The organism is Streptomyces sp. NPDC055815 (assembly GCF_053616475.1).
Window position 1 is genome coordinate 47,099 of the sequence record NZ_JBSHDU010000021.1, and the last position, 20,450, is coordinate 67,548.

Genomic DNA, 20,450 nt, shown 5'->3' on the forward strand with positions numbered 1-20,450 from the left:
TCGGCGCCTATGCCTTCCGCAGCAGGGTCACCCCGCGGCGCCTAGCCCTTCCGCAGCAGCGTCACCACCGCGGCGCCGCCGAGGCCGATGTTGTGGGCGAGCCCGACCCGTGCCCCCGCGACCTGGCGCGCGCCCGCCTCGCCCCGGAGCTGCCAGACCAGTTCGGCGGCCTGGGCGAGGCCGGTCGCGCCGAGCGGGTGGCCCTTGGAGATGAGGCCGCCGGAGGGGTTCACGACCCAGCGCCCGCCGTAGGTGGTGGCGCCGGACTCGACGAGCTTGCCGGAGGCGCCCTCCTCGCACATGCCGAGCGCCTCGTACGTCAGCAGCTCGTTGATGGAGAAGCAGTCGTGGAGTTCGACGACGTCGACGTCCTCGATGCCGAGACCGGAGCGCTCGTACGCGAGGCGGGCGGCGGCCCGGGACATGGGGCGGCCGACGGCGTCGATGCAGGAGCCGGAGGCGAAGGACTCCTCGGTGTCGGTGGTCATCGCCTGGCCGGCGATCTCCACGGCCCTGTCCCGCAGCCCGTGTTCGTCGACGAAGCGTTCGGAGACGACGACCGCGGCGGCCGCGCCGTCGGAGGTGGGCGAGCACTGGAGCTTGGTGAGCGGCCGGTGGACGGTCTTCGCGGCAAGGATCTCGTCGACCGTGTAGACGTCCTGGAACTGGGCGTTCGGGTTGTTCGCCGAGTGCTGGTGGTTCTTGGCGCCGACGGCCGCGAGCTGCACCTCGGTCGTCCCGTACCGCTCCATGTGTTCCCGGGCGGCGTTGCCGAAGATCTGGGCGGTGGGCGGGGACATCTCGAAGCCGTGGGTGGCGGCCATGATGCCGTAGTGCCGGGCGACGGGCGAGGTCTTGCCCCCGACATCAGCGGCTCCGCCGCGGGCCCCCGCGCCCGCTCCCCCGCCGAGCGCGCCCCGGGCCATCTTCTCGAAGCCGAGGGCGAGGACGCAGTCGGCGATGCTGCCCTCGACGAACTGCCGGGCGGTCATGAGGGCGGTGGAGCCCGTCGCGCAGTTGTTGTTGAGGTTGTAGACGGGGATGCCGGTGAGCCCGAGCTCGTACACGGCGCGCTGTCCCGCGGTGGAGGCCTGGAAGCAGTAGCCGACGGCGGCCTGCTCCACGCGCGCGTAGGGGACGCCGGCGTCGGCGAGGGCGGCCGTGCCGGCCTCCTTCGCCATGTCCCAGTACTGCCAGTCGCGGGTCTCCGGCTTCTCGAACTTCGTCATCCCGACGCCGACGACGTACGCCTTGCCCATTCTGAGTTCCCCCTCAGTCCTTGGGGAGGCCGAGCAGGCGCTCGGCGACCACATTGAGCTGTACTTGCGTGGTGCCGCCCGCGATGGTGAGGCAGCGGGACATGAGCAGGCCGTGGACGGCCCGTTCGCCGGGGCCCTCGCGCACGGCGCCTTCGGGGCCGCGGAGTTCGAGGGTGAGTTCGGCGAGTTTCTGCTGGTGGAGGGTCTGGACGAGTTTGCGGACGCTGGCGCCCGCGCCGGGTTCGAGCCCGGACACCTGGAGCAGGGTGGTGCGCAGTCCGATGCACGCGAGCGCGTGGGCCTCGGCGAGCAGCGCCCCGATCCGTACGCGTACGGAGCTGTCGACCCGGTCCGCCCGGTCGATGACGGCTTCGAGGCCGGTGTCGAAGGCGACCTGGTCGGCCATGTGGACGCGTTCGTTCCCGAGGGTGTTGCGCGCGACCCGCCAGCCGTCGTTCACCTCGCCGACGACGGCGTCGGCGGGGAGGATCGCGTCGTCGAACCAGACCTCGTTGAAGAGGGAGTCCCCGGTGATCTCCTTGAGCGGCCGGATGTCGATCCCCGGGGTGTTCTTCATGTCGACGAGGAAGTAGGTGAGCCCCTGGTGCTTGGGGGCGGTGGGGTCGGTACGGGCGAGCAGGATGCCGTGGTGGGCCCACTGGGCGGCGCTCGTCCACACCTTCTGCCCGTTGATCCGCCAGCGCCCGTCCTCGGTGCGTTCGGCGCGGGTACGGAGCGAGGCGAGGTCGGAGCCGGCTTCGGGCTCGGAGAAGAGCTGGCACCAGAGGCGCTCGCCGCGCAGGGTCGGGCCGAGGTGTTCGGCCTGCTGCTCGGGGGTGCCGTGGGCGAGGAGCGAGGGGACGACCCAGGTGGCGATGCCGAGTCCGGCGACGGTGATCCCGGCCTCGTCGAGCTCCCGCTGGACGGCGAGCTGCTGGAGGGGGCCGGCGCCGAGTCCGTACGGCTTCGGGAGGTGCGGGGCCGCGTAGCCGGTGGGGGCGAGGGCGCGGCGGGCGGCGGCCGGGTCGAGCCCTGCGGCGGGGGCGACGGCCTCGCGGGCCTCGCGGCGGTACGGGTCGGCCTCGGGCGGCAGGTCGAGGCGGAGGCCGCGCCGGACGCCGGCGGAGGCGTGCCGCAGGGCGGCGAGCCGGTGGTGGTCGCCGGTGCCGAGGAGCTGGCGGGCGACGAGGGCGCGGCGGAGCAGCAGATGGGCGTCGTGCTCCCAGGTGAAGCCGGTGCCGCCGAGGATCTGGATGCAGTCCTTGGCGCAGGTGTAGGCGGCGTCGAGGGCGGTGGCGGCGGCGAGCGCGGCGGTGAGGGAGCGGACTCCCTCCTGGCTGTCCTGGCCGGCGCGGGCGGCGTCCCAGGTGAGGGCGCGGGCCTGTTCGAGCCGGACGAGCATGTCGGCGCAGAGGTGTTTGACGCCCTGGAACCGTCCGATGGGGCGGCCGAACTGTTCGCGGGTGCGGGCGTGTTCGGCGGCGGTCTCGACGGCGCGGGCGGCGGTGCCGCAGGCGTCGGCGGCGAAGAGGACGGCGGCGAGGTCGTGGACGAGGGGGGTGTCGAGTGCGAGGGCGCCCGCGGCGGGCACGTGGGCGCCGCGGGCGGTGATCTCGGCGGTGGGCCGGGTGGGGTCGGCGCTCTCGTGGGGCCGGACGGTGAGGCTCTCGGTGTCGGCGGCGAGCCAGACGGAGCCGTCGGCGGTGGCCGCGCGGAGGAGCACGAGGTCGGCCTGGGCGCCGCCGAGGACGGGGGGCGCGGTGCCGTCGATGAGGTAGCCGCTCGCGGTGCGGACGGCGGTGAGGGTGCCGGTGCCGCCGAGGGCGACGGCTCCGATCCGCTCCCCACGCGCGAGCGTGCCGGCCGTTTCGTGGTGCCCGCACCGGTGGAGGAGTGCGGCGGTGAGGACGGAGGGCAGGTAGGGCCCGGGCAGCAGGGCCCTTGCCGCTTCCTCCACGACGACGGCGAGGTCTCCGAGGTCGCCGCCCCCGCCGCCGTGCTCCTCGGGGAGGTGGAGTCCGAGGAGTCCCTGTTCGGCGGCGGCGTCCCAGTAGGCGGGGCGGCCGGTGGCGGTGTCGGGGACGTCGAGGTGCTTGCGGACTTCCTCGGGGGGTACGGCGCGGGTGAGCCAGCCCCGGACGGATCGGGCGAGCTCCCGCTGTTCGTGCGTGATGGCGATGCCCATGGGCCGCAGACTAGAACACGTTCCATTCTGACGGAAGGTCAGAAACTCGATTCGAGAAAACCTGCATGACGCAGAGAACCTGGGGTAGAGTCATCTGCGTAACGCAGAGAATGCACCGCACAGCAGCCCATGCACATGACCACCCAGGGGGAACCATGCTCACCGTCGCCGTCACCGGAGCCACCGGAGCCCAGGGCGGAGCCACCGCCCGCAGCCTGCTCGCCGCGGGCCACCGGGTCCGCGCCCTCACCCGCCGCCCCGACTCCCCGGCCGCCGAGACCCTGCGCGCCCTCGGCGCCGACGTGCGGTACGCGGACTTCGACGACCGCTCCTCGCTCGACGCCGCCCTCGCGGGCGCCGACTCCCTCTTCGCCGTCACCGCCTTCGAGGCCGGTGCCGAGACCGAGATCCGGCAGGGCAGGGCCCTCGTCGACGCGGCGGCGGCCGCCCGCCTCGGCCATGTCGTCCTCACCTCCGTCGCCCATGCCGACCGTGACACCGGCGTCCCGCACTACGAGAGCAAGCGGACGGTCGAGCACCACCTCCGCGCCTCCGGCACGCCCTGGACGGTCATCGGCCCCGCCGCGTTCATGGACAACTACGCCGGCGGCTGGACCGCCGACGGACTGCGCGAGGGGACCTTCGCCTGGCCGATGCCGGCCGACCGACCGCTCGCGCTCATCTCCTCGCGGGACATCGGCGCGTTCGCCGCGCTCGCCCTCGGGCGCCGCGAGGAGTTCACGAGCCGGCGCATCGACATCGCCTCCGACGAGCGCACCCCCGGCGAGATGACCGGCATCCTCGCCGCCGCCATGGGCCGCCCGGTCTCCTACCAGGAGGTCCCGCTCGCCTACGTGCGCACCCGGTCCACGGACCTGGCCGCGATGTTCTCGTACTTCACCACGACCGGTCTCGACGTGGACGTCGCCGGGCTGCGCCGCGCGTTCCCCGAGGTCGGCTGGCACGGTTTCGACGACTGGGCGCGGACGCAGGACTGGACGTCGATACTGGCGCCTGAGCGCACGCCGTCCCACTCCTGACCGCATCTCTCACCACCGGGGAGTCCCGCATGCAGCACAGGCCCAAGCCCATCGGCTTCCTCCTCAACCGCACCGACGAAGCCCTCACCCGTGTCATGGACGGCACACTCGGGGAGTTCGGCCTCACCCGCCTCGCCTGGCAGGTGCTCAACGTCGTCAAGGACAGCGACGGAACGACCGACGCCGAGGTCCTCGCGATCCTCTCGGCCAACGCCGACGCCCCCGCCCTGACCGCCGCCGTCGACACGACCGTCACCGGCGGCTGGGTGTCGCGCCCCGCCCCGGGACGGCTCGCCCTCACCCCCGACGGCGCCCGTCGGCTGGCCGAGGTCGGCTCGGAGGTGGCGGCGTTCCGCGCCCGGTCCGTCGAGGGCATCTCGCCCGAGGAGTACGGGACCGCCGTCCGCGTCCTGGAGCGCATGATCGAGAACCTCGAAGGGCCCGGACGGCCATGAAGGGCCCGGCGCCCGGACGGCCGCCGGGGCAGGGGGCGTTGTCAGTGGTGGCTGCCAGGATCTCCGGAGGCCTGGAGGACAGCAGAGAGCGAGCACGCCATGGGTACCTGGGACATCGGCCCCTTCGACAACGACACCGCCGCCGACTTCTCGTACCGGGTGGACGAGGCCCCCGAGGAGAAGCGGGCCGGGGTCCTGCTCGCGGCCTTCCGCGAGGTGACCACGACGGGCGAGGAGTACCTGGACTCGGACCTGGCGGTGGAGGCGATCGCCTCGGCGGCGCTGGTGGCGGCACAGTGCCCGGGCGGGGAGCCGGTCACCACTTCGTACGGCCCGAAGAAGCCCCTGCCCGTACTTCCGGCGGAGTTGCGTCCGGCGGCCGTGGAGGCCCTGGACCGGGTCCTCACCGAGCCGTCCGAACTCCTGGAGCTCTGGGAGGAGTCGGACGGGGAGGAGTGGAAGGCGGGCGTGCGGAAGCTGAGGGGGGTCCTCGCGGGGGCCTGACGGAGATCGGGCCGCTGGGGCTGACCGGAGATCAGGCGCCGCTGGGGCCTGACTGGGATCAGGCCCGTGCGCCCTTCACGTACACCGCGCTGCCGTACGTGTGCGGGTCCGGTACCTCGACCTGGAATCCGGCCGAGGCGAGGATTCCCAGCAGGGCGTCCTGCATGAACCGGTGAACGTCCCGGTGGTGGCGCACGACCGGAGGCGGGTTCTCGTAGTCGATGCCCCGCGCGAAGAGTTCGATCGCGGGGGCCGTCAGCGCCGGGTCCGTCCGCCAGTTCACGAACACCCCGCCGTCGAGCATCCGGTCCACGTGGACATCGGCACCGGACCCGGCAGGCCGGTCACCGTCGAGATCGCCCCGGTGGGCGGGAAGGCCGGCCAGGGCCAGTTCACGGCAGACCCGGTCGGCCAGCTCGTGCCACGCGGCGAGGAGTTCGGCCGGGGCTCGGGGCGGCAGGTTGAAGCGGGGTTCGTTCACGCGCGTCTCCTCAGGGCCAGGACGATGCTGGTGACGGTCGCGGTGACGGCGGTCAGCGCCAGGACGAGGAGCCCCGGGTTGACCCACCACGGGACGATCTCCTCGCCCGCGCACACCAGGCTCACGGGCAGCGCGCTGCTGGAGTCGGGCACCGCCATGTGCCCCGCGTTGAACCAGCACGCGTCCTCCGGCTGGAGGAACGGCATGTACGAGAGCCCGTACACATGCAGTGCCCCGCCCCCGACGAAGGACAGGGCGGCGACCCAGGCGGCCTTCTTCGCGGGTGTACGGCGGCGCGGGGGCGACACGGTCAGTCCGCCGTTCTCCCGCCGGGCCCGCACCAGCCCCACGTACGTGATCCCGGCCCAGGCCGGCAGGACGAGGGCGAGGATCACCATGCCTATGAGGGTCGCCACGGTCAGCGATCGTAACGGAGGGAAGACGGTGTGGTTCGCGTGCGGCGCATAGGGCACCATGGGCGGCCACAGACGCGTACCCGCCAGTAGGAGTGACCATGTCCGAGCCCTCGCCCGAGATCCTTGCCGCCTTCGAGGCCGCGAAGGGGTTCATGCCCGTCGGGGAGGGGCTCGCGCTGTACGGGGCGGCCGTGGAGGCCGCGAAGCTGGGGCTGCCGCTCCTTGAGGTCGGGACGTACTGCGGGCGGTCCACGATCCTGCTCGCGGACGCGGCCCGGCAGGCGGGGACGGTCGCGGTGACCGTGGACCACCACCGGGGCAGCGAGGAGCAGCAGCCGGGCTGGGAGTACCACGACGCGAGCGTGGTGGACCCGGAGGTGGGGGTCATGGACACGCTGCCGACCTTCCGCCGGACCCTGCGCAAGGCGGGTCTCGAAGAGCACGTGATCGCGGTGGTCGGGCGTTCGCCGCAGGTCGCGAAGGTGTGGGGCGGGCAGCTCGGGCTCGTGTTCGTCGACGGCGGGCACACCGACGAGCACGCCACGAACGACTACGAGGGCTGGGCCCCCAGGGTCGCCCCCGGGGGCCTGCTGGTCATCCACGACGTCTTCCCCAACCCGGAGGACGGCGGCCAGGCGCCGTACCGGATCTACCTCCGGGCCCTTGAGTCGGGTGACTTCGAGGAGGTCTCCGTCACCGACTCGCTGCGGGTGCTGCGCCGCCGCTGACGTCAGAACAGGGACGTCACGTACAGGCAGTTGGTGTAGCTGTAGCCCGGTTCGATCATCGTCTTGCTCGACTTGGTGTCCCCCGCCGTGGAGGTGCCGGTGGCCGCGCGCTTCTGGAGGAAGTGGTAGTCGCCGGCGGGCAGGAGCAGGGTCGCCTTCGGGTACTTCGAGGACGGCCCCGAGCAGGCCTTGATCTTCGGGGAGTTCACGAGCAGCGGGGTCTGGTACTTCGTGCAGGTCCCGCAGGCCCGGAGGGTGACCTTGCCGGTCATCGGGCCCGTGTAGAGCAGCTCGACCTCGCCGGGGCCGTCGTTGCTGACCACCATGACCATGCGGGCGCCGCCGGGGACGTCCGCCGGGGGCAGGCTCCTGCCGGCGGCGGGCTCCTCCTCGGCGATCTCGGCGGCGATGGCGATCGAGCGGGCGTGGGCGGCCTGCGGGCTGTTCGGGTAGGTCTTGGCGTAGTCGGTCATGGTCGTGGCCGCGGTGCTGAACTCCTTGTCCTTGAACTGGTCGGTGCCGCAGGCGAAGTCGCCCTTCTGGACCGCGTCCGCGGCCTCCTTGGAGGCGGGTTCGAGGGACGGGTCCGGCATGTCGTCGAGGGTGGCGCGCAGGGCGCGCAGCTCGGCGGTGGCGTCGCAGGGCTCGGCGCCGCTCAGGGCGGTGGTGCGGGTCTTGACGGCCGCCCGGACCGCCGGCTCGACGCGGGTCGCCTGGGTGGACTTCGGGAAGGTGCTGAGGAGCTCGTTGAGGCTCTCGCTCGCCGTCGGGGCGGCCGTCTGCACGCCGAGCGCCGCCGTGCCGCACTGGTAGAGCGACTCGGCGAGCGGCTCGTCGGTCTTGGCCGGCCGGGAGCCGAGCAGCTCCTTGTCGACGCTGGAGGGCAGCTCGCGCAGATGCTTGAGCGGGGGGACGGCCGCGCAGTACTGCTTCTTGTCGTACGGGGCGGAGACCGCCTTGTAGTACGCGTCGAGGCGGTCGGGGACGAGCTTCCCGGCCCGTGAGCCGGCGTGCTTCGTGCCGAGGTCCCGGTAGGTGTCGAGCGCCTTGCGGTAGGCCGGCTCGGCCTTGTCGAAGGCGAGGCCGTCGGCGGACTTCACGAGCGCGTCGGCCGCGGCGAGCCGTTCGAGGAGGGCCTGCTCCTTGGCCTCGTCGCGGGCGGCGCCGTACGCGAGGGAGCCTCCGGCGGGGACCGCGAGCAGGACGAGGGCGAGCGGCAGCGCGAGGCGGCGGAGGCCGGCGCCTGCCCGGAGCGTGGCGCGGGCTCCGCGGCGGCCGCCGTCGACGGCGACGGCGATCAGGAAGGCGAGGTAGCCGTAGACGACGGAGGTGGGCACGCCGTCGACGTCGGCGGGCAGCGCGGCGACGAGCAGGACGGCGGTGGCGAGCCAGCAGAGCGCGGCGCCGACCCAGTTCCGCAGCAGGACGTAGCCGAGGCCGAGACCGGAGAGGTTGAGCAGGGCGACGGCGGCGGCCTGCGCAGGGTTCGCGGGGCCTTGAGGCTGCGCGGACGGCGGCGGCCCGAACCCGGGCGGCGCACCGGGCGGCGGCGGCAGGGTCCCGGCCCCGGCCCACCCGGCGGCGGTCGCGGGGGCGGGGGCGGGGGCAGCGCCGTACCCGGGCGCGGCACCGGCCCCGGGCGGAGGACCGGCCCCGGGCGCGGGCCCGGCGCCGGGCGAGGCGGCGGTGGCCGGGGGCGGGTTGCCCTCGGGACCTGCGCCGTACGGCGCACCGGGCGGAGGGACGTCGGCCCCGGCCGGCGGACCGAAGGCGAGCGTGTGCGCACCAGCGCCCGAGTCGGCGGGAGCCGCCGGAACCCCGGAGCCGGCCGGGGCGGGTGCGGCCGGAGCCGCAGGCGGAGAGCCCTCGGCCCCCGCGCCGGGCGCCGGGCCGCCGAAGGCGAGCGTGGGCGTTCCCGCGCCGGGCGCGGCGGGACCCGCCGGAGCCCCGGAGGCAGACGTGCCGGGCCCGGCCGCACCCTCGGCCCCCGCGCCGGACGGCGGCGGCGGTGCCCACGGTGGCGCGGAGGCGTCCGAAGGGGCTCCAGGCGGCGGCCCGGAGGCCGGCCCGTCGCTCCGTCGGCTTAAGTCGCTCTCGCCCGGACGTCGGTCGTTCGGCTCGGGACGTGCGTCGTTCGGTTCTTCCCCCACCACGGTCCCCCCTCGTGGGTCCCTGCGCGGTGACACCCCACCGTCGCCCTTCTCACCTACCCTTCACGGTTCGCTCACACGCGTCCACCGCAATATGAAGGCGGTGACCGACCTGCGACGTACCCCTGCGGCATTTCGCCCCGCGCAGGGCCTAAAGTCGCGGGGTGCCGTACGACCACCGGAACACCGCCCGCCGCACCCTCGCCCTCGCCCTCGCCGCCACGGGCTGCTGCGCCGTGCTCGCCGGGTGCGGGGCCTCACAGGCCGCGCCGCCGACGGGGAAGGGCCAGGAGGCCACCCGGGGCGAGAGCGGGACGCAGTCCCGGCCGCCGTTCGCCTCCGCCTCCCCCTCCGCACCGCGGGCCACCCCCGCGCCGCCCGCCGCCCGGGGAGGCGGCTCGCTCGCCGGGAAGACCATCGTCATCGACCCCGGCCACAACTCCGGCAACTTCCGCCATTCGACCGAAATCAACCAGAAGGTCAATATCGGGACGACCCGGAAGGAGTGCGACACCACCGGCACCTCCACCAACGCCGGTTACACGGAGGCCTCGTTCACCTCCGACGTCTCGCACCGGCTGCGCGACCTCCTCACCGCGCGCGGCGCGAAGGTGGTCCTCACCCACGACGGCGACCGCCCCTGGGGCCCCTGCATCGACGAGCGGGCCCGGATCGGCAACGCCGCCCGCGCCGACGCCGTGGTGTCCGTCCACGCGGACGGCTCGGCCGTCGGCCACCGCGGCTTCCATGTGATCCTGCCGGCGAAGGTGCGGGCGGGCGCGGCCGACACCTCGAAGATCGTCGGCCCCTCCCGCGCCCTCGGCGAGCGGATCGCGGACCGGTTGGCCCGCGCCACCGGAACCGCGCCCGCCAACTACATCGGCTCCGGCACGGGGTTGGACGTGCGGGACGATCTCGGCGGCCTCAACCTCTCGACCGTTCCCAAGGTCTTCGTGGAATGCGGCAATATGCGTGACCCGAAGGACGCCCAGCTGCTCACGTCGGCGACGTGGCGGCAGAAGGCCGCGCAGGGGCTCGCGGACGGCATCGCGACCTACCTCAAGGGGTAGAACCCGCGGGCGATAGATTCGCTCCGTACGATGGGGGCCCCGTCCCCCGTGCCACAGACCTGAGCGCCATGACCTGAGCGCCACCCGACGCGACGACCGACGACCCGACGAAGGACTCTTACGTGAATATCCGCTCCCTCACCCGAGGCGATGGCGTGCTGATCGGCGCAGCGGTGGTGCTGTTCATCGCCTCGTTCCTCGACATCGCAGGCTGTGACGCCTCCCCCGAGATCTGCGACAAGGTCCCCACGGTGAACTCGTGGGAGCTCTCGTATCTCGGCTGGGGCTCCTTCTTCGTCGGGATCGCGGGCGCCGCCCTCGTCGTCGCCTCCCGCGCCCTGCCGCAGCAGCGCAAGGTGGCCGGTCTGGAGCTCGGCCAGGTCGGTGCCGCGTTCACCATCGCGTCCGCCTGGACCCTGCTCATGTGGATCTTCGAGGCGGAGAGCGCCGGCGCGGGTCTGGTCCTCGGCCTCATCGCCGCCCTGGTGGTGGCCGGTGCCGCCGTCGCCGGTCCGCTGGTCCCCGCCCTGAAGGCCCCGCTCGTCGGCGCGCCCAGGCCGCAGGCCCCGCAGCCGTACGGCATGCAGCCCGGCCAGCCGGGTCAGCCGGGCGTCCCCGGCGGCTACGGCTACCCGGGTGCGCAGCAGCAGCCGTACGGCGCCCCGCACGACCCCTCACAGGGTGCGGGCCAGCCGTTCGGCGCGCAGGCCGTCGCCCCGCAGCCGCAGGCCGTGCAGCAGCCCGAGCCGCAGGCGGCCGCCCCGGCCCCGCAGCCGGCCTCGGACTTCGCGCCGTTCTGGTTCGCGGTCCCGGTCGCGCGTCCGCTGTACGCGGAGGACGGCTCGCAGGCGCCGATCGCCGAGCTGGCGCCGGGCACCTGGTACCTGGCCGTCGAGCAGCGCGGTCCTGGCCTGGTGGCCCAGACGCAGGACGGCCGCCGCGGTGTCCTGCAGGACACGACGGGCATCCAGCGCGGCTGATCGCCCCTCGGCCCACGAACGGCCCCCCGTCCGGAATCCCTTCCGGGCGGGGGGCCGTTGCCGTACAGTCCCCGCAACACGTATCTGACGGAGCGTCAGGAAGGATGTGGGGCATGCGACTCGGGCTCGCCCTCGGCTACTGGGGCCGCGGCCCCTCCCCCGCCCACCTCGACCTCGCCCGCGAGGCCGAGCGGCTCGGCTACGACTCCGTGTGGACCGCCGAGGCCTGGGGCTCCGACGCCTTCACCGCGCTGACCTGGATCGCCGCGCACACCAGCCGCATCCGGCTCGGCACCGCCGTCGCGCAGATGGCCGCCCGGGCGCCCACGACCACCGCGATGCACGCGCTCACGCTCGACCACCTGTCCGGCGGACGCGTGCTGCTCGGGCTCGGCCTGTCCGGGCCGCAGGTCGTCGAGGGCTGGTACGGGCGCCCCTTCCCCCGCTCCCCGCTGACCGCGACCCGCGAGTACGTGGACGTGGTCCGCCAGGTGCTGCGCCGCGAGGCGCCCGTACGGCTCGACGGACGCCACCACTCCCACCCGTACACCGGCGCGGACGGCACCGGCCTCGGCAAGGCCCTGAAGCCGATCACGCACCCCCTGCGCGCCGACGTCCCGGTGCTGCTCGGCGCGGAGGGTCCCAAGAACATCGCGCAGACCCTCGCCATCGCCGACGGCTGGCTGCCGCTCTACTGGACGCCGGACCGCTGGGCCGAGGTGTACGCCCTCCCGGACACGCTCCCCGACGGCTTCCTGGTCGCGCCCATGGTCCGGGCGCAGCTCTGCGAGGACGTGACGGCCGGACTGCTCCCGGTCAAGGCGATGCTCGGCTTCTACATCGGCGGCATGGGCCACACGGCCCGCAACTTCCACGCCGATCTGATGGGACGCATGGGGTACGAGAAGGAGGCCCGCCGCATCCAGGAGCTGTTCGCGGCGGGGCGGCGCGAGGAGGCGGTGCTCGCCGTCCCGGACGCCTTCGCGGACGAGATCTCACTGGTCGGCCCGCGGGAGCGGATCGCCGAGCGCCTCGACCGATGGCGAGAGGGCCCGGTGACGGACCTGCTGGTCACGGCACCGGACCCGGCCACACTCCGCCTCCTGGCGGAGCTCACCTCATAGCGTCAGCCACCCAGCTGCGACGTGCTGGGCACCTTGTCCACGACCTCGGCCCCGGCGCTCCTACCGGCGTCCTTCACGCTGTTGATGATGTTCTCGAAGGCGCCGACGTCCGCGTCGCCCGCCTCGCCCTTGCGGAGCTTCGTCCCGAGGTCCTTGAGCGACTCGATCCCGGCGGAGAGCGGCGCGACCGCCTTCGACAGCAGCGGGTCGCCCTTGGCGTTGTTCACGGCCGCCTTGAGCCGGTTGTACGTGAACGCGCCCGCGAGCCCCGCCTTCACCAGGGCGAAGGTCCGGCCGTCCGCGCCCTTCTTGAACTTGCCCGCGCGGTACGGCTTCACGATCCACTGGTACGTGGCGCCCGCGGCCAGACCGGCGTTGGCCACGAACCGCGTCTTCGCCAGCTTCTGCTGCTCGAAGCTCGTGGAGGCCGTCGGCGTCGCCGCCCCACTCCCACTCTGCGCGTCGTCGTTGCAGGCGGTGGCGGTGAGGAGCAGGGCGCAGGACAACAGCAGGGCCACGACCCCCCGCGCAACACTTCTGGGCAAGACGGAACCTCCCTGGTGACGGTGGCGCCAGCCTCACCCGGCCTCACCGCGTCCGCCACCTGGGGGACTCCGTACGGGTAGGGGCCTAGCCTCCGCAGCAGTCCGGTTCGAGGCCCGTGGGGAGGTGGGTCCCGCCGAAGACCGCGACGGTCGCCTCCTCGCCGCCCAGGGCCGCCACCGCGAGGAGCAGGGAGCCGGCGGTCCAGCTGGTCTGCTCCTCGGGCCAGACGGCCTTGTCGGCCTCCGTGGCGCCCTCGAAGACGTACCCCGTCCAGTACATGCCGTTCTCGGCGCGCAGGTGCTGGATGTCCTGGAGGACGGTGAGCGCCCGGTCGGACTCCCCCATCGCCCACAGCGCGAGGGCGAGTTCGCAGCTCTCGCCGCCGGTGACCCACGGGTTGGGGACGACGCAGCGCACGCCCAGGCCGGGGACGACGAAGCGGTCCCAGTCGGCATCGATCCGGGCCTTCGCGTCGGCCCCCGTGACCGCGCCGCCGAGGACCGGGTAGTACCAGTCCATCGAGTAGCGGGACTTGTCGAGGAACCGCTCGGGGTGCCGGCGGATCGCGTGGCCGAGGGCCCCCGCGGCCAGCTCCCAGTCGGGCTGCGCCTCCTCGCGGACCTCGGCGATCGCGAGGGCGCAGCGCAGCGCCTGGTGGATCGACGAACTGCCCGTCAGGAGCGCGTCGTTCACCGGCGCCCCGTCGGCCTCGCGCTTCCAGCCGATCTGGCCGCCGGGCTGCTGGAGCCCGAGGACGAACTCGACGGCCGCGTAGACGATCGGCCACATCCGGTCGAGGAAGGCGTCGTCGCCGGTGGACAGGTAGTGGTGCCAGACGCCGACCGCGATGTACGCGACGAAGTTGGACTCCCGGCCGGAGTCGGTGACCTGCTCCGGGTCGCCGTCGTGGTACGCCGCGGACCAGGAGCCGTCGCCGTTCTGGTGCCGGGCGAGCCACTCGTAGGCCCGGGCGGCGGCCTCGTGCTCGCCGGCCGCGTCGAGGGCCATGGCGGCCTCCGTGTGGTCCCACGGGTCCAGGTGGTGCCCGCGGAACCAGGGGATGGCGCCGTCCTCGCGCTGGCAGGCGAGTATCCCGGCGACGGTCTCGGCGGCCTGCTCCGCGGTGAGCACGCCGGGCAGGACGAGGTGCTCGGCGATCCGCTCGGGGAGGGTCACTGCGCGTCGGCCTTGGGGAGGTGGGGCTTGGTGGCGTAGGCGACGAAGCTCTTGCCGACGACCGGGTTGAGCAGCTGCTCGGCGACCCGGGTCAGGGCGGGCTTCTTCATGATGTCCCAGACCAGGAGCTTGTGGTACGCGCGGACCGGCAGCGCCTTGTCGTTGTCCACGCCGAAGGCGCACTTCAGCCACCAGTACGGCGAGTGGAGCGCGTGCGCGTGGTGGGTGCCGTACGGCCGGAGGCCCGCCTGCCGGATCTTGGCGAGCAGCTCGTCGGCCTTGTAGATGCGGATGTGGCCGCCCTCGACCTCGTGGTACGCGTCGGAGAGCGCCCAGCAGACCTTCTCGGGGCCGTACCGGGGCACGGTGATCGCGATCCGGCCGCCCGGCTTGAGGACGCGCACCATCTCGGCGAGCACGCCCTTGTCGTCGGGGATGTGCTCCATGACCTCGGAGATGATGACGACGTCGAAGGACTCGTCGGGGAACGGCAGGTTGAGCGCGTCCCCCTCCATCGCGGTGGCGGTCGCCCCCGCGGGCGCCTCCCCGGCCTCCTTCATGGCCGCGAACCACTTGGCGACCTCGCGGATCTCCTCGCCGTTCTGGTCGAGGGCCACGACCTGGGCACCACGCCGGTAGCACTCGAAGGCATGCCGCCCCGCCCCGCAGCCGAGATCGAGCACACGATCACCGGGAGCGAGCGGAAAACGAGTGAAGTCGACGGTCAGCACGAGGTCCTGCTTTCGCGGTTGGAGACTGATGGTGGGCAGATGCCGCCGCCGGCTTGTGGGCAGGCGTTCCGCGGGGCGATGGGGGTCCCCCCTGCTCGAGCGAAGCCGAGAGCTTGGGGGAGGGTGGGCACAAGCCACCCACCGGGCCGCACCCGGTGAACAGGCCTCGGTGTCACCGGCGAGCTCCGGCTCCCTGACGGGCCACCGCCTCGCGGTACAGCTCGGCCGTCCCCTGGGCGGCCCTGGCCCAGGTGAAGTTGGCCAGGACCCGCGCCCGCCCCGCCGCACCAAGGCGGGAACGCAGCTCGGCATCACCGAGCACCCGCCCCAGCCCAGCGGCCAGCGCCCCCGCGTCCCCCGGCGGCACCGCCAGACACGTCTCCCCGTCGGGCCCGGCGACCTCCGGAATGGCGCCCCCGGTGGTCGCGACCAGCGGAGTCCCGGTCGCCATGCCCTCGGCGGCCGGCAGCGAGAACCCCTCGTACAGCGAGGGCACGCAGGCGACCTGCGCGGACCGGTAGAGGTCCACGAGCTCGGCGTCGCTGATGCCCTTCACGAACTCGACGGCGCCGCCGAGCCCGTACCGCTCGATCGCGGTGGCCACCGGCCCGTCCTCGGCGCGCTTGCCGACGACGACGAGGTGCGCCTCGGGGTTCTCGGTACGGAGCTTGGCGAGCGCCTCGATGAGGAAGACCAGGCCCTTGAGCGGGACGTCCGCGCTGGACGTGGTGACGATCCGTCCGGGGACCTCGGCGACCGACGGGTCCGGGGACCAGAGGTCGGTGTCGGCGCCGATGTGGACGACGCGGATGCGGTCCTCGCGGACACCGAGGTGCTCGACGATCTCCTGGCGGGAGGTGCCGGAGACGGTGAGCACGGACGGCAGCCGGCGGGCGACCTTCTTCTGCATGCCGGTGAAGGCGTACCAGCGGCGGACGGAGGCGCGGCGCTTCCAGTCGGCGGCGGCGTCGAGTTCGAGCTGCCGGTCGACGGTGATGGGGTGGTGGATCGTGGTGACGAGCGGCGCGCCGATCGCGCGCGGGCCGCCGAGGAGTCCGTAACCGAGGGTCTGGTTGTCGTGGACGACGTCGAAGTCGCCGCGGCGGGCGGCGAGCATGCGCCGGGCCCGCAGGGAGAAGGTGAGCGGCTCGGGGAAGCCGCCGGTCCACATGGTGGCGACTTCGAGCGCGTCGATCCAGTCCCGGTACTCCTCGCGCTTCGGCGTCCGGAAGGGGTCCGGGGAGCGGTAGAGGTCGAGGCTCGCTATCTCGGTGAGCGGCACGCCCTCGTCGAGGGTGGGGTACGGCTGGGAGCCGATGACCTCGACGGTGTGGCCGAGGCGGGCGAGCTCGCGGGAGAGGTGCCGGACGTAGACGCCCTGGCCGCCGCAGAACGGGTTCCCCTTGTACGTGAGGAGAGCGATCCGCAACATGGGGGTCCCCCCTGGTCGAGCGAAGCCGAGACCTCGGGGGAGGTCACCGGCCGCGGTGACGCCCTGGCGGGGGCTTGCCTCTATGGCCTCAGCGGTCATGCGCGACCCCCTTCGAGCGTGCGTTTCGCGGGAGCGTAACCGCTCGCGCTAATGTAGAACAAGTTACAGACTTGATCGTTCTTGATCCTTCAAGGAGCACAGAATCTACCGGCAGGTAGCTCCGTGGTGAGAGCCGGAACAGGTGATTCGCGCCACGGCGGCGGCACGGCCATACTGTCGCTCCCCACCGAACGGAAGCCGCACGGAACGGGACCTCATGACCGCAGAGAACAGAGCGGACCACAGACCCGCGTCGCCGCCCCTCACGGAGCGCCAGGAGGCGCGGCGCCGCCGCATCCTGAACGCCAGCGCCCAGCTCGCGGCCAGGGGCGGCTTCGACGCCGTGCAGATGCGGGAGGTCGCGGAGGCGGCGGGGGTCGCGCTCGGCACCCTGTACCGGTACTTCCCGTCCAAGATCCACCTGCTCGTGGCGACCATGCAGGACCAGCTGCAGCACATGCACACGACGCTGCGGAAGCGGCCGCCGGCGGGCGCCGAACCGGCGGAGCGGGTCGCCGAGACGCTGATGCGCGCCTTCCGGGCCCTCCAGCGGGAGCCGCAGCTGGCGGACGCGATGGTGCGGGCGCTGACCTTCGCGGACCGCAGCGTGAGCCCCGAGGTCGACACGGTCTCCCGGCTGACGACCGCGATCATCCTGGACGCGATGGGGGCGGAGCACCCGACGCCGAGCCAGCTCTCGGCGGTCCGAGTGATCGAGCACACCTGGCACTCGGCGCTGATCACCTGGCTGTCCGGACGCGCCTCGATCGCACAGGTGAAGATCGACATCGAGACGGTCTGCCGGCTGATCGACCTGACGGCACCGGAGCCGACGGCCTGAGGAGGCCTTGGGCCGCCTGAGAAGGCCTTGAGCCGCCCGAGGAGGCCTTGGGCCGCCGGCCCGATGCCTCCCGCCCGCGCCCCCGGCTGTCCATCTGCCGGGGGCGCGGGCGGTGCGGGGTCAGGAGCCCTGCGGCTTGGCGTTGCTCGCCGCGAGGACCGCCGCGCACTCCGCGCTGCTGTCGACGGCCACGAACATGACCAGCTTCAGCGGGCCCGCCGAGTGGTTGCTGGCCTGGAGCTTCCAGCTGCTCTTCGTCAGCGACTTGATCGTCGAGCCGCCCGCGCCGGAGCTCCGCTCCTCGGTCCAGCCGGTGCCGGCCAGGTTCGAGACCGTGCCGTCGTACGACTTCGCCGGGTCCGCGGCCTTCTCGGCGTCGGCCGTCCAGCTGACCATGCACTCCTTGGCCTCGGCGGGGACCGCCTCGCCCGAGGAGTCCTGCGTGAAGCCGGCCTCGGTCGCCGCGTCCGTCAACTCCTTGGTGACGGCGGCCGCGTCCAGCTTCTCGTCGCTCGAACCACCCGCGCCGGAACCACCCGTCGCGGACGAACCGGCCGAGGACGAACCACCGGACGCCGAACCGCCCTTGTCCGCACCGCCCTCACTGCCACAGCCCGCGACCAGCAGCACCACACCGGCAGCCGCGGCCACCCAACTCGCCTTGCGCACAACACTCCCAAAACGGCGCGCACGAAGGCCCCTTGCCCCCGTGACCAAGGGGCCTAGTTTTGCACGTGGAAACGGATGATGTGCGCAAAGACGGGTGTCGTCAGGGCTGTTCGGCGTCCTCGCCCGACAGGACGTCCAGCTCCTTCTCGCTGAACTGCGCCATGCACGAGTCCTCCGAGGCCTGGAGGGAGATCACGTCCATGGCCAGCGTCTGCCGCGCGCTGTGGTGGCGCGCGAAGAGCGTCCAGCCGTGCTTCTTGAGCGTGATCAGGAGCGAGGTGCCGCCCTTGTCGTCGAGCTTCTCGACCTGGCGCTGCTCCTGGGTCCACTCTTCCCCGAGGAGGATGGTGACGGCCTTCTCGAAGCGGCCGCGCGATCCGTCGACGACCGGGCCGACGTACTGCCAGCCCGCGGAGCAGGCGGCGGCGCGCTGCGCCACCCGCTCCCGCTCCGTGGACGGCGTGGGCCGGGGGGTCGCATCCGTCGGGGTCGGCTCACCTGGCCCGGAAGGCTTGGACTTCGGCAGCCCCGCCCCCTCGGCGGCGGCGGTGATCTCGGCGTGGGCCGCGGCACGGCCGAAGGCATCTGCCTCCGCACCGGTGCCGCATCCCGCCCCGAGGAGCGCCACCACCGTCGCACCCGCGACCGCCGCCCACCGTGTACCCCGACCCCGCATGCCTGCCCACTCCCCTAGCGCCTGCTGTGCCGGAGGAGTGTCACACACGGCGTACGGGCAGGTCACAGGCGGTCGGAGCAAGCGCGGCGGGCGAGGGGTCCGCGACGCACCGGGCCCCGGCGAGCGAGCGTCGGGGCCGGTGCGGGCGTGGTCACTCCTCCGGTGGGAACACCGGTTCTCCCCCGTCCGCCAGGGTGATCAGGATCGCCTCCACCGGACAGCCCTCCGCCGCCGCGAGGAGGCGTTCGCCCGCGTCCGTCTCCGGCTCCACCGGGTGGGACTGGCGGGCCGTGTCGAGGCGGAAGCCGCCCGGGGCGTGGTTCACGCACATGCCGGAGCCGATGCAGACGCTCCGGTCGACCTCGACGTGCCAGCGGTCCCCCATCACGCCCCGCCCTCGTAGCCGCCGGGGAGGTGGATCATCTTGTGCTCCAGGTACTCGCCGAAGCCCTCCGGACCGAACTCCCGCCCCAGGCCCGAGTTCTTGTAGCCGCCGAAGGGACCGAGCATGTCGAGGCTGAAGGTGTTGACGTTGAAGGTGCCGGTGCGGACCTGGCGTGCGAAGTCGATGCCGTGCTCCACGTCCCCGGTCCAGACGCTGCCGCTGAGGCCGAAGTCGGAGTCGTTCGCGATCCGCCGCGCCTCGTCCTCGTCCCCGTACGGCAGGAGGCAGATGACCGGGCCGAAGATCTCCTCGCGGGCGATCCGCATGGAATTGTCGACGTCGCCGAAGAGGGTCGGCTCGACGTACCAGCCCCGGTCGAGTCCGTCCGGACGGCCGCCGCCGGTGAGCAGCTTCGCGCCCTCCGCCTGACCGATCCCGATGTAGTCGAGGGAGCGCTGCTGCTGGCGCCGGGCGACGAGCGGGCCGACCTGGGTGGCCGGGTCGAGCGGATCGCCGACGACGAGCGCTCCGGCCGCGGCCGCGAAGGCCTCGGCGATCTCCTCGTACCGCGCGCGGGGCGCGAGGATCCGGGTCTGGGCCACGCACGCCTGCCCGTTGTTCATCCAGGCGGCCGGGACGATCCCGGCGACGGCGGTCTCCAGGTCCGCGTCCGGCAGGATCACGGCGGCCGACTTGCCGCCCAGTTCGAGGGTGACGCGGGTGAGGTTGCGGGAGGCGACCTCCATGACCCGCTTGCCGGCGGCGACCGAGCCGGTGAAGGAGACCTTGTCGATGCCGGGGTGGCCGACGAGGTACTCGCTGACCTCGCGGTCGGCGGGCAGGATCGACAGGACCCCTTCCGGGAGCCCGGCCTCGGCGGCGATCTCACCGAGGATGTACGAGTCGAGGGGCGACTCCGGCGAGGGCTTGAGGACCACCGTGCAGCCGGCGAGCAGCGCGGGTCCCAGCTTGGCGGCGGCGGTGAACTGCGGCACGTTCCAGGGGACGACGGCCGCGACGACCCCGACGGGCTCGCGCCGCACGAGCAGCGGCCCGAGGACACCGCCGCGCCGCTCCTCGTACGGGAAGTCCCGGGCGACGGTGATCGCCGCGTCCCAGACCATCATGGCGCCCAGCGCCTGGGCGAGGACGGACCAGGAGTACGGGGAGCCGTTCTGGGCGCTGATGACGCGGCCGATCTCCTCGTACCGGACGGCGATCGCGTCCTTGATGCGGGTGACGACGGCGATCCGCTCCTCGACCGTCATCCGCGGCCAGGGCCCTTCGTCGAAGGCCCGGCGGGCAGCGGCCACGGCCCGGTCGACATCCGCCTCGGAGGCGTGCGGGACGCGGCCGATGACCTGCTCGGTGTGCGGGGAGATCACCTCGATGACCCCGTCGGACAGCGGGTCCGTCAACTCCCCGCCGATGAACAGCTTTCCGTGCTCCACAAGCTCGGTCATGACCGCTGCCTCCCGAGGAGATGAAAGAGTCATTGAGTTC

At 73.2% G+C, this 20,450-nt stretch carries 21 protein-coding genes; 8 read left to right on the forward strand and 13 right to left on the reverse strand.

The window, feature by feature from the left end; translation table 11 throughout:
- Window positions 1–41: 41 nt before the first annotated feature.
- Window positions 42–1,259, reverse strand: coding sequence for a lipid-transfer protein (locus ACWGN5_RS16050; RefSeq protein WP_453515293.1), 1,218 nt, complete (start codon window positions 1,257–1,259; stop codon window positions 42–44).
- A 13-nt stretch (window positions 1,260–1,272) separates the two neighbouring features.
- Window positions 1,273–3,444 (reverse strand): acyl-CoA dehydrogenase, encoded by a 2,172-nt coding sequence (locus ACWGN5_RS16055; protein WP_453515295.1) that lies wholly within the window; start codon window positions 3,442–3,444, stop codon window positions 1,273–1,275.
- A gap of 155 nt (window positions 3,445–3,599) precedes the next feature.
- Between ACWGN5_RS16055 and ACWGN5_RS16060 the strand changes: the two genes are divergently transcribed.
- The 3 genes from ACWGN5_RS16060 (at window position 3,600) to ACWGN5_RS16070 (ending at window position 5,443) form a co-directional block, all read left to right on the forward strand.
- Window positions 3,600–4,484 (forward strand): NmrA/HSCARG family protein, encoded by an 885-nt coding sequence (locus ACWGN5_RS16060; RefSeq protein ID WP_453515297.1) that lies wholly within the window; start codon window positions 3,600–3,602, stop codon window positions 4,482–4,484.
- 29 nt (window positions 4,485–4,513) lie between these two features.
- A complete protein-coding gene (locus ACWGN5_RS16065; protein WP_453515299.1) occupies window positions 4,514–4,939 on the forward strand; it encodes a MarR family winged helix-turn-helix transcriptional regulator in 426 nt (141 codons plus the stop codon).
- Window positions 4,940–5,038: 99 nt separating this feature from the next.
- The gene (locus tag ACWGN5_RS16070) at window positions 5,039–5,443 is read left to right on the forward strand and encodes a DUF4259 domain-containing protein (protein ID WP_453515301.1); all 405 of its coding nucleotides are present in this window, start codon (window positions 5,039–5,041) and stop codon (window positions 5,441–5,443) included.
- A 58-nt stretch (window positions 5,444–5,501) separates the two neighbouring features.
- On the opposite strand, the gene ACWGN5_RS16075 is transcribed toward ACWGN5_RS16070, so the two are convergent.
- Both ACWGN5_RS16075 and ACWGN5_RS16080 read right to left on the reverse strand, forming a co-directional pair.
- Window positions 5,502–5,924, reverse strand: coding sequence for a hypothetical protein (locus tag ACWGN5_RS16075; protein WP_453515303.1), 423 nt, complete (start codon window positions 5,922–5,924; stop codon window positions 5,502–5,504).
- Window positions 5,921–6,340 (reverse strand): hypothetical protein, encoded by a 420-nt coding sequence (locus tag ACWGN5_RS16080; RefSeq protein ID WP_453515305.1) that lies wholly within the window; start codon window positions 6,338–6,340, stop codon window positions 5,921–5,923. The genes ACWGN5_RS16075 and ACWGN5_RS16080 overlap by 4 nt, the downstream gene beginning before the upstream one ends.
- 98 nt (window positions 6,341–6,438) lie before the next feature.
- On the opposite strand from ACWGN5_RS16080, the gene ACWGN5_RS16085 reads away from it, so the two are divergent.
- Complete coding sequence (locus ACWGN5_RS16085) at window positions 6,439–7,068, forward strand: class I SAM-dependent methyltransferase (protein ID WP_453515307.1); 630 nt, start codon at window positions 6,439–6,441, stop codon at window positions 7,066–7,068.
- A gap of 2 nt (window positions 7,069–7,070) precedes the next feature.
- On the opposite strand, the gene ACWGN5_RS16090 is transcribed toward ACWGN5_RS16085, so the two are convergent.
- Window positions 7,071–8,405 (reverse strand): hypothetical protein, encoded by a 1,335-nt coding sequence (locus ACWGN5_RS16090; RefSeq protein WP_453515309.1) that lies wholly within the window; start codon window positions 8,403–8,405, stop codon window positions 7,071–7,073.
- 977 nt (window positions 8,406–9,382) lie between these two features.
- Here ACWGN5_RS16090 and ACWGN5_RS16095 point away from each other — a divergent pair.
- The 3 genes from ACWGN5_RS16095 (at window position 9,383) to ACWGN5_RS16105 (ending at window position 12,392) form a co-directional block, all read left to right on the forward strand.
- Complete coding sequence (locus ACWGN5_RS16095) at window positions 9,383–10,288, forward strand: N-acetylmuramoyl-L-alanine amidase (RefSeq protein ID WP_453515311.1); 906 nt, start codon at window positions 9,383–9,385, stop codon at window positions 10,286–10,288.
- A 122-nt stretch (window positions 10,289–10,410) separates the two neighbouring features.
- The gene (locus ACWGN5_RS16100) at window positions 10,411–11,268 is read left to right on the forward strand and encodes a DUF5336 domain-containing protein (protein ID WP_453515312.1); all 858 of its coding nucleotides are present in this window, start codon (window positions 10,411–10,413) and stop codon (window positions 11,266–11,268) included.
- A 113-nt stretch (window positions 11,269–11,381) separates the two neighbouring features.
- Complete coding sequence (locus ACWGN5_RS16105; protein WP_453515314.1) at window positions 11,382–12,392, forward strand: LLM class F420-dependent oxidoreductase; 1,011 nt, start codon at window positions 11,382–11,384, stop codon at window positions 12,390–12,392.
- Window positions 12,393–12,394: 2 nt separating this feature from the next.
- On the opposite strand, the gene ACWGN5_RS16110 is transcribed toward ACWGN5_RS16105, so the two are convergent.
- From ACWGN5_RS16110 to ACWGN5_RS16125, 4 genes are all read right to left on the reverse strand, one after another.
- Window positions 12,395–12,937: a hypothetical protein gene (locus tag ACWGN5_RS16110; protein ID WP_453515316.1), complete on the reverse strand. Its 543-nt coding sequence runs from the start codon at window positions 12,935–12,937 to the stop codon at window positions 12,395–12,397.
- An 85-nt stretch (window positions 12,938–13,022) separates the two neighbouring features.
- Window positions 13,023–14,114, reverse strand: coding sequence for a prenyltransferase/squalene oxidase repeat-containing protein (locus ACWGN5_RS16115; RefSeq protein ID WP_453515318.1), 1,092 nt, complete (start codon window positions 14,112–14,114; stop codon window positions 13,023–13,025).
- Window positions 14,111–14,845, reverse strand: a complete 735-nt coding sequence (locus ACWGN5_RS16120; RefSeq protein WP_351107916.1) for a class I SAM-dependent methyltransferase — start codon at window positions 14,843–14,845, stop codon at window positions 14,111–14,113. Before ACWGN5_RS16120 ends, ACWGN5_RS16115 begins: the two co-directional genes overlap by 4 nt.
- A 172-nt stretch (window positions 14,846–15,017) precedes the next feature.
- Window positions 15,018–16,376, reverse strand: coding sequence for a glycosyltransferase family 4 protein (locus tag ACWGN5_RS16125; RefSeq protein WP_453515320.1), 1,359 nt, complete (start codon window positions 16,374–16,376; stop codon window positions 15,018–15,020).
- A gap of 217 nt (window positions 16,377–16,593) precedes the next feature.
- Here ACWGN5_RS16125 and ACWGN5_RS16130 point away from each other — a divergent pair, with 217 nt between their 5' ends.
- Window positions 16,594–17,217 (forward strand): TetR family transcriptional regulator, encoded by a 624-nt coding sequence (locus ACWGN5_RS16130; protein WP_453515322.1) that lies wholly within the window; start codon window positions 16,594–16,596, stop codon window positions 17,215–17,217.
- 120 nt (window positions 17,218–17,337) lie between these two features.
- Here ACWGN5_RS16130 and ACWGN5_RS16135 read toward each other — a convergent pair whose 3' ends face one another.
- The 4 genes from ACWGN5_RS16135 to ACWGN5_RS16150 all read right to left on the reverse strand — a co-directional run bounded on the left by ACWGN5_RS16135 (window position 17,338) and on the right by ACWGN5_RS16150 (window position 20,410).
- Entirely contained in the window at window positions 17,338–17,868 is a 531-nt protein-coding gene (locus tag ACWGN5_RS16135; protein ID WP_453515324.1) for a hypothetical protein, read from the reverse strand.
- 118 nt (window positions 17,869–17,986) lie between these two features.
- Window positions 17,987–18,562 (reverse strand): hypothetical protein, encoded by a 576-nt coding sequence (locus tag ACWGN5_RS16140; RefSeq protein ID WP_453515326.1) that lies wholly within the window; start codon window positions 18,560–18,562, stop codon window positions 17,987–17,989.
- A gap of 151 nt (window positions 18,563–18,713) precedes the next feature.
- Complete coding sequence (locus ACWGN5_RS16145) at window positions 18,714–18,947, reverse strand: ferredoxin (RefSeq protein ID WP_116161258.1); 234 nt, start codon at window positions 18,945–18,947, stop codon at window positions 18,714–18,716.
- On the reverse strand, window positions 18,947–20,410 hold the full coding sequence (locus ACWGN5_RS16150) for an aldehyde dehydrogenase (protein ID WP_453515328.1): 1,464 nt from the start codon (window positions 20,408–20,410) through the stop codon (window positions 18,947–18,949). Before ACWGN5_RS16150 ends, ACWGN5_RS16145 begins: the two co-directional genes overlap by 1 nt.
- Between the last annotated feature and the right edge of the window lie 40 nt (window positions 20,411–20,450).